The sequence below is a fragment of the Helicobacter bilis ATCC 51630 genome (genome assembly GCF_000686565.1).
Classification (GTDB): domain Bacteria; phylum Campylobacterota; class Campylobacteria; order Campylobacterales; family Helicobacteraceae; genus Helicobacter_A; species Helicobacter_A bilis.
This window is the reverse complement of record NZ_JMKW01000031.1, coordinates 22,838-31,699: the sequence shown is the minus strand read 5'-3', so window position 1 is coordinate 31,699 and position 8,862 is coordinate 22,838. Positions and strand designations below refer to the sequence as shown.

Sequence of the window (8,862 nt, the reverse complement as noted above, 5' to 3'; positions counted from 1 at the left end):
CAAAACAAAACTTTAGAATCTCTAGCCCTTACCCTTTTTCGCCATTACTTTATAGACAATCCAAAGCGCAATGAATGGGAAGAAAAACCTTTAAGTGAAGTGTGTCAAATAAAAAATGGATTTGCTTTTAAGAGTGAAGAGTATAAAAAGATTGGGATACCAGTTGTTAGAACAACAAATTTTAAAAATGGTTTTGTAGAAAATCACAATTTAGTTTATCTCGATGAGAATGACAAAAACAAATATTCAAAATACTTATTGCAAGTAAATGATTTTTTGCTTGTAATGGTTGGAGCAAGTTTGGGAAAGTATGCTATTGTAACCAGCGAAATTTTGCCCGCCCTTCAAAATCAAAATATGTGGAATTTTAGAGTATTAGGAAGTGTTTCCCAGTATTATTTAAACTATGCAATGCAAGAAATTATTGCTAACAATATAAATACTGCTTCTGGGAGTGCGAGAGAATTTTTTCAAAAGTCTTATTTTTATAAAATCCCAATTTTAATACCACCAAAAAATATTATGATGAAATTTCATACGCAAATGGATAATTTTTACCATAAAACAACAAACAATCGTAAGCAGATTCAGAATCTCCAAGCAATGCGGGATATGTTATTAAAAGCAATATTTGCTTAGGTGTTGTTATGACTTAGGGGGATATTTCAGCTTTTTTCATGACAAGGAAAAAAGAGGGTTATAACAATAGGCAATAAAGCCTAAAGATAGAAAAATGGGGAGAGGGTAAATACAATACATAAGACAAAGAATCTAAAAGCGATTTAGAGCAACTTCACCTTACCCTTATGCGTGGTGAGTATGCCCTGTGTCTTTAGGGTTTTTAGGGTGCGGGATAGAGATTCTGGTGCGATATTTAGGGCGTTTGCGATGTGTCGTTGGGTGAGTGTGTGGAGGCTGTCTTTGTTGTGTGAGAGATAGCTTAGAACTTTTTCTTGCAAACTTTGATTTTGCAGGGCAATGTGAGATTCTAAAATCTCTATCTTTTTGCATAGCGAAGTGATAAAAAGCAAACAAATCTCGCTATTACTCAAACAATGCGTGTGGAAACTCTCTTGGCTTATGGTGATAATCTCACATATTGAGGCACATTCGGCATTTGCTGGGTAGGGGCTTTGCATAAAAAAGGGCATTTCAGCGATGAATTGCGGAGATGAAAGTGTGTGTAGTGTCAGCTGTGTGCTTGAGATATGCTCTTTTGTCTTATAAAGTCGCACTTTGCCGCTAAGAAGCAAGTATAGATGCGTAGGCATAGCACCTTGAAGGAATAAAATCTCGCCGTTTTGATATGTGCGTTTATTGCCCATTTGCTCTAAAATATTAAAAAGTTTTTGCATACATAATCCTTAAAGAAATATAGAATCTTAACATATATCAATGTTTTCTTGTGTAATTTTGTCTAGCATTGCGTTGAGATTCTATGCATCATTGATGAAAGGATAAAAATGGAAGCAATCTATCCATATATGCTTACGCTGCATTTGCTTTGTGCGATTATATTTTTAGGATTTATTTTCACCGATGTGGTGCTGCTTAGTCCGCTAAAAAAGGCACTTGGCGATGAGTTAGCCGATAAGATTTTTAGCATTATCTCAAAGCGGGGTGTGAAGATAATGCCCCTTTGTCTGCTTTTGCTGCTGCTGAGTGGCGGGGCGATGATAAGCCGTTATGTAGGCACAACGCAAGGAGTTTTTGACTCGCCTTTGCAGGTGCTATTGATGATAAAAGTCGTGTTGGCGTTGTGTATTGTGTGTATGGTGGTTGTGTCTTTGTCGTGTAAGTTTTTAGGACTAAAAAATCCATTGGCAAAGAGCATTCATAAGGTGGCTTTGGTGCTTGGATTTTTCATCGTGGTGTTAGCAAAAATGGCATTTTATATGTGAAGTTAATTTCAAAAAGGAGCAAATATGCAGGAAAAATTTGATGTGATAAACGAAGATTCTATTATTAGGCTTATGGATATTTTTTATAATAAGGTGCGTTTTGATAAGCGTGGGCTAGGCGATGTGTTTAATGCAAAGATTGGCAGTGATGATATGGCGTGGGAGAAGCATAAGGCAAAGATTGCGACATTTTGGCAAGGTATGCTTTTAAATAGTGGTGATTATAGCGGACACCCTTTGAAAGCCCATCTTGACTTGCCCCCTTTTCCTAGAGAGCTTTTTGCTGTGTGGCTTGAGCTTTTTAAGCAGAGTTTAGAATCTGTATATGCAAAAGAAGAGCATATTGCAATGATTATAGAAAGGGCTGAGATGATAGCTAAGCGATTTATGTTTATGCTGTATGAGAGTGGGTATAATAGGTAGATTTTTGTGGGGTTAGCTAGAATCTTAAGTAAGATTCTATATCAATAATTTTGTAATGAGTGTTTATCTAAACTATGGATAGAATCAAATTGCACCGCTAAAACACATAGCTATAACTCATACCTGAAAACATGGAGTTTTTCAGGCTATCAGCAGTGGAATATATGCTGTTGGAAACAAGTGGTTTTGCATAATTTCCAATTTCTTCTTTACCATATGGTATTAGAATCTGCCATGTATATTCGATTCTATGTTTTGCAGCAATATTTACCCCAACTCCAGCTTCAAAACCCAATGCGGGAGAGAAACTCATCTTTGAGATTCCAGTATAATGAGAATGTCCGCCAAGCAACACACCAAAAGATACACTTAAACCAGAATTTGGCTTTTTAAAATTAAATGGAATATCTATAATAGCATCTACATGAAATAAAATATTTTGCACATAAATTGATTTGTCGCTCTTTGTGGCAGTTGGATTACTTTCTCCATTAAGTGTCGCACCCATATAGTCATAGCTCATATAGAATCTATTGCCCCATAAATAGAGTGATGGAATCTTATCTTGAAAAGTTTGATACCCTCCCTTTAGTCCAAATCCTACTATATTGCCTTTTATATCTAGTGTTGCAACAGAGAAAAGATTGCCAACATATAGTCGAGAGTGAATACTTGCAAATGGGATATTAAAGCCTATAAACCAACCTCTTTTCTTTGCATTATAACTTTCTTTTTCTGGACTAAGCCCACCCCAGCCATTATTATTTCTCATATCTTGATTGTGTGTGCTATTTTGCGGCATATTATCATAAGGGTTATCCATATAATCTTGTTGCATTGACATAGGGTTATTTGCAAACATTATGCTACACAATACTGCACTTATACTTACTATTTTTCTCATATTTTATTCCTTTTCTATAAAATCAGGGCGTATTCTACAACAAAAAAACGCAAGTAGGGCAAAAAGATCCGTGCCAAAATGAGAGTTAATTAGGTGTTTGGATGGGATTTGTAGCCCATGTGGTTACAAATCCCTAATATTATAAAAGGCAAAAACAACATGTATAAAAAGATTTTTATTTAAAAGCCAAATGGGACTCGAATTAATAGAGATACCCGCATTTACAAACACAAATAAAATATGGTGAATACACATTTAATGACTATAAGATATATTTAATGCTTAAAATTGCTTTTTTTGGCAAACATTAGAGTTCATTGCTTATAAAAAGAGGGTGTTGTCAAGTTATCTCACACAATGCTATGCATCCCCCAAAATGGATCAATGAGTATATAGCCCTTTTTAGCAAGCATGTTTGATTTTGGAATCCTTCTTGTGTCATTAAAAACTTGTGTTGGCATAATGATTTGTTTGTCTGGATTATCAATGAGATAGGAAGCCCACCAGCTAAATGTCGAATTGGCAATAACTGCATGTTTGCAAGCTCTCATAAGCTCCATTTCTTCTGCTGCATTGCCTTCACCATTAGCTTTAACAAATTCAATATGGCAACCCGTAAAGTCAAGTAAATTGCATAAATTTTTCTCACACCATTCTATATCATTACTAAAAATAAAAATATGTGGTTGCCCTAGCCTAGTTTTCAAAATCTCTAGCGCGCTTTGATAATAGGTTTTTCCTAAACGCACATAGCCTCCATCTGTTGCTTCCATTTTTAAATAATCCCCCAATCTTACATGTAAAAATACACTATTTTCTGTTTTCTCTATCTTTTCTTTTAAAGCTTGATTATGTGGTTTTAAGGGTATTTTTAGACAAAATTCTTCTCTTATTATAGAATCTATCTCATCAAAATATATAAGATTTTGAAAGTATCCAAAGGGATAAGCGTGTTTCTCTAAACTATTATTTAAATACATTTTTACAATGTTATCGCCTTGTGGATCTTCATCATAAAAATATTTATAATGTTTTAATGCTAACCAGTATAATTTATGATATTTACTTCTTGTAGCGTATCGAATGTATTGCAATGGGAAGTTGTATTTCAAAGATTTGTCATTAGAATAAAAATATTTAACTAAGGTTTTGTAATCAAAGCATAGTGGCAAAGAGATGTTATATAACATTAACTCAAAAAGTCGTAGGTCTTGCCCCCCCCCCCCCATTAGTCATTGCACTATTTGTAGAATCTTGACTAAAAGCATCTTTATGTAAATTCTCATTAAAATATGTTGCATCAAGCAAAATAGGATAGCCCTTTAAACTCATAGCCTTTGCAAAAGCATAAATAAACATTTGATTACCAAGTCCGCCAACAAGCCGTATTAACATAAAAATTCCTTTGATTTTATTGCAATTAACAGATATTTTGAAGTTATGAAAGCTGTATTATAGCATAAAACATTTATATCGCATGACTATGCTCACTTCAGGCTAGAACATGCAGCACTACATTTTTTTACACTCACTAATCTTCAATACGAATATCTTCTTCACTAGAATCTTTTGTGTTGAAATAAAGGCTTGTTACGCCGATAATAGCGGCAATGCTAGAGGCAATTAACACAGAGATTTTTGCTAAATCTACACTCATATTTGAGCTATACGCAAGATTTGCTACAAACATAGACATGGTAAAGCCTATACCTGCTAATGCACCAACAGAAAAGATTTGTGTATTTGTTAAACCTTCTGGTCGCTTTGCAAGGCGAAGTTTCTCACTAAGCCATGTAAAGCCTAAAATGCCTAAGGGCTTACCAATCACTAAGCCTAAAATAATGCCCCAAAAGATTCCATCAACGCTAAAATTAAGACTAGAATCAATAGAAACTCCTGCATTTGCAAAGGCAAATAAAGGCACGATGAAATACGCATTTAAAGGTTGTAAAATATACTCAATCCGCACGAGTGGATTTTGTGCGTATTTTGAATATCTAGCGATTGTGTCTAGAATCTCCACTCTTTCATGCTCTTTGTGCATATCAACTTCTCTTTCCATATCACTTTTTGAACTCATAAATTTTTTAATATTTTGATATGAACTTACAAAAAAGTCCTTAAAACCATACAAAATCGCCCCAAATCTATTTCTCTCTTCTGTGTGGCTTGGCGTAAAAGTGGTAAAATCTGCCCTAGTTTTAAAATAAAGCTTATTATAAGCCTCTTTTAATCCAAGATAGCTATGCTGTGATATTTGAGACTTCCCCGGTATTGTAAAAGCAAGTAGCACTGCCCCAACGGTAGCATGCACCCCACTTAGAAAAAAGCAAATCCAAAGTAAAAAGCCCACTGCAAAATAAAGTGAAAGATACTTAATATCCAAATAATTAAAGGTGATTAACACAGCAAGTAGCACAATGGCAATATAGATATAAATCCAATTAATCTGATCGGTATAAAAGATAGCAATAACACTAATCGCACCTAAATCATCAGCAACCGCTAAGGTTACAAGAAAGATTTTAATCACACTTGGAATCCTTTTGCCAAGTAGCAATATAACGCCCAAGGCAAAAGCCGTATCAGTACTCATTGCAACGCCAAAGCCATTTACACTCGGTGTGCCTAGATTGAAAAAAATATATATCGCACTAGGTAAAACTAACCCTCCAATAGCCCCAAACACAGAAAAGCTTACCGCACGAAACCCAGCCAACTCCCCATAAAGCACTTCGCGCTTCATCTCTAAGCCCACCATGAGAAAGAAAAAAGACATTAACACATCATTAATAAAATGTAAAATACTGATATGTATAACTCTAGTCCCGCCGATATGAAAATCCAAATACATACCAAAAAATTCGTTATAAAAGATTCCAAAGTTTGTATTTGCAATAATCATTGCTATGATAACGCAGAAAAAGAGTAAAACACCGCCAAATGATTCATGTGTGATGAAGTTTTTTAGCGTATTGTTTGCATGATCGATTTTGTCTTGCTGCATCTCTTGTGTATGTATGTTTTTATGCTCTAGCCCCATAGTTTTGCCTTAAAGATATGTAAAATTTATAATTGATTTTTTATTAAAAGATTCTATATTTTATAGAGTGATTTCTTTTACCGCAACATTGTCTTGCAAATAGACTAAATAGCCTTTTATTTGGGACTTCTTTTGAGAGATAGTAGCAATAGATTCCATATAAGATTGTAATTGTGCGGTATGCTCTTGCAACAATGCTTCACTGATATTTTGACTACTTTTAAATTCTATAACAAAAAATTCCTCTCCATTTTGTATAAGGGCATCTAATCTTTTTATGCTATTTTCTTGCAGAAAAGACAGCTCACATTTTATCGTATTTTTATCCATATATAGCAATTTTTCAAGGCTAGATTTAAAAATGTTATTTGCCTTTTGTAAAATCTCTACAATCATGCTTTCATCTAGATAGAATCCATATAAAAAGTTTAGCATAGTATAAGGATTTTTAATGCCGAAACCTAGCATGAGTTCAAGCGAGTAATGAAGGCTTAATCCCAAAATTTGCTTATGCTGCATAGAAATATTGTGCTGATAGAAAGAATCTTTACTCTCTTGTAAAAACTCTTCTTGTGTTGTATTTTTAGCTTGTAGCTTGCTAATAATTGTGAGATTATTTTGTGTTTGCTTAGAATCTCTTTTTGTCTGTATTTCTTTGCCATAGATTTCATTATCTTTTAAAGCAAGATGTGTTGCAATAGAGCTTTCTTTGTTTGCAAATATATAAAGCCCGATTTTAGCTCTCGTGCATGCTACATAGAGATTATTATATTCTTGTTGCAGGTTTTCCCTCTCTTTTTTATCCGCTAAATCTTGCAATGTCTTGTCTCTATAAATATTCATAGCCTTTGTTGTAGTATCTATGCGTATAGAATCTAAGAAAATATCATTATAACTATAAAGTATTTTTTCATTATTATTTTGTTTTTGTGCCTCGTAGTCTAAATATATCACATACTCAAATCCAAGCCCTTTAGACCCATGCACACTCATCGCATGAATGGCTTCTTCTTGCATGATGACAGATTCTCTATTTTCTATCAACTCAAACAAAGAATCAATACTTTTTATATCAATATTTTCACTTGCTATTTCTAGTAATTCCATGCAATCATCATTATAGAATCTTAGAGATTCTATAATGCTTTTTATAGATTTTGCAAGTGAATAATATGTAGAAGTTTGTTGCGGGATAGTGATATATTGATTATCAAAATAGCTTTTTCCTAAGAGTTTATTGAGCTTTTTTTGTGCGAATTTATAATTATTTCTTGCTTTTCTTAGCTTTTCTTGTAGTGATTCTGTGGAATCTTTTAGTCTTGAATCTTGTGGGCTAAAATCTTGTTGTATAGTTGCTTTCTGCATAGAATCTTGCAACATACCTAACCTAGATTCGATAAGCTTTATTTCATCTCTATATTCTTGTGTTTTAAAGACATAAAATATTGCTTGTATGCTTGGCTGATTTATTAGCTTTCCGCTTTTATCAAGGTTTAGTTTTATAGTAGAATCATTCTCTTTTAAGAATAGATTAAATTCATGTAGGGTATCTCTTTTTCTTGCTAGAATGACAATCTCTTTTTTTGGCACATTAGATTCTATAAGCCTATTTAGCTGCGTGAGAGTATCTGTGAAGACTGCGTTTTTATTTATCTCTTTATCACCAGTGTCTTCATACAATTTCACATTCACCACACCGCTTATATCTTGTGAATGTTCACTATAAAGCTGCTTTATATACTCTTCTTTATAGAGATTTGCAAACTTATCATTTACAAAATCAATGATTGCTTTTTTACTGCGATAATTATGGCTTAGACTTTCTTGCTGCATGGAATCTAGCCTTTTTGTCTTCTCAAATACAGAGATATTTGCACCACGAAAGGCATATAAACTCTGCTTAGAATCTCCCACAAAAAACAAACTTTTAGAATCTTTTGTCCCACTTCCTGCAAGGATTTCATTAAAAAGTGGCTCAAAGATTCTATACTGCATAATGCTTGTATCCTGATATTCATCAAAGAGTATATGGCTAATGCAAGAATCTAGCCTAAAAAAGAAATAATCACTTTGAAAATCCCCATCTATCATTAAAGTATCAGTTGCAATAGCAAAAACTTTATGTGCGATGGATTGAAAGCTTAGTATATTATGCTTTGATTCTATCTCTCTTATAGCCTGTATGTAAATCTCCAAAAACATGTATAAATGCGATAATAACGCACTCTCAACACACATTGTATATAAGATTCCAAGCTGTTGTATCTGCTCGCATTTATATGCGATTTCTTGCTGCATAGATTCATTTAGCTTTAAGTCTTGCTTGATATAGTTATGCTTTTTTTCTACTATGAGTTTATGTTGTAATATCTCTTTGGCACTACTAGATTCTAATTTTTCACATATTGCTTTTGTGCGGGGTTTAGTCTCCCCATTTGGTGCAATATTTTGTAAAAAATCGCTAAGCTGTTTGGCATGAGATTGAATTATTTTTTCAATGTGTTTTGGGTTTAGTTGTGCTATCTCGTTCATAGAATCTAGATTTTTGTTATTTTGCACCATAAACTCCGCAACCATTCATAAGAGATCAA

General features: G+C 33.7%; 9 protein-coding genes. 3 read left to right on the top strand and 6 right to left on the bottom strand.

The genetic code is table 11. The features are described 5' to 3' along the window. The coding region (locus T368_RS13535) for a restriction endonuclease subunit S (RefSeq protein ID WP_027338445.1) at positions 1 to 639 on the top strand (639 nt) is incomplete at its 5' end. Positions 640 to 782: 143 nt separating this feature from the next. Here T368_RS13535 and T368_RS0107190 read toward each other — a convergent pair. Beyond that, positions 783 to 1,355 carry a Crp/Fnr family transcriptional regulator gene (locus T368_RS0107190; RefSeq protein ID WP_004087515.1) on the bottom strand — a complete coding sequence of 191 codons (573 nt, stop codon included), beginning with the start codon at positions 1,353 to 1,355 and terminating at the stop codon, positions 783 to 785. Positions 1,356 to 1,463: 108 nt separating this feature from the next. Between T368_RS0107190 and T368_RS0107185 the strand changes: the two genes are divergently transcribed. Both T368_RS0107185 and T368_RS0107180 read left to right on the top strand, forming a co-directional pair. Then, positions 1,464 to 1,901, top strand: a complete 438-nt coding sequence (locus T368_RS0107185) for a hypothetical protein (RefSeq protein WP_004087514.1) — start codon at positions 1,464 to 1,466, stop codon at positions 1,899 to 1,901. A 24-nt stretch (positions 1,902 to 1,925) separates the two neighbouring features. Beyond that, a complete protein-coding gene (locus tag T368_RS0107180; protein WP_004087513.1) occupies positions 1,926 to 2,324 on the top strand; it encodes a group III truncated hemoglobin in 399 nt (132 codons plus the stop codon). A gap of 97 nt (positions 2,325 to 2,421) precedes the next feature. On the opposite strand, the gene T368_RS0107175 is transcribed toward T368_RS0107180, so the two are convergent. From T368_RS0107175 to T368_RS0107155, 5 genes are all read right to left on the bottom strand, one after another. Continuing rightward, complete coding sequence (locus T368_RS0107175; RefSeq protein ID WP_004087512.1) at positions 2,422 to 3,228, bottom strand: outer membrane beta-barrel protein; 807 nt, start codon at positions 3,226 to 3,228, stop codon at positions 2,422 to 2,424. Between the two features lie 350 nt (positions 3,229 to 3,578). Next, positions 3,579 to 4,340 carry an alpha-1,2-fucosyltransferase gene (locus T368_RS0107170; protein WP_237022142.1) on the bottom strand — a complete coding sequence of 254 codons (762 nt, stop codon included), beginning with the start codon at positions 4,338 to 4,340 and terminating at the stop codon, positions 3,579 to 3,581. An 82-nt stretch (positions 4,341 to 4,422) separates the two neighbouring features. Continuing rightward, entirely contained in the window at positions 4,423 to 4,623 is a 201-nt protein-coding gene (locus T368_RS0107165; RefSeq protein ID WP_004087498.1) for a hypothetical protein, read from the bottom strand. 136 nt (positions 4,624 to 4,759) lie between these two features. Beyond that, positions 4,760 to 6,271 carry a Na+/H+ antiporter NhaA gene (nhaA, locus tag T368_RS0107160; protein ID WP_004087497.1) on the bottom strand — a complete coding sequence of 504 codons (1,512 nt, stop codon included), beginning with the start codon at positions 6,269 to 6,271 and terminating at the stop codon, positions 4,760 to 4,762. 60 nt (positions 6,272 to 6,331) lie between these two features. Next, positions 6,332 to 8,833, bottom strand: a complete 2,502-nt coding sequence (locus tag T368_RS0107155) for a UvrD-helicase domain-containing protein (RefSeq protein WP_004087496.1) — start codon at positions 8,831 to 8,833, stop codon at positions 6,332 to 6,334. Positions 8,834 to 8,862: the final 29 nt, after the last annotated feature.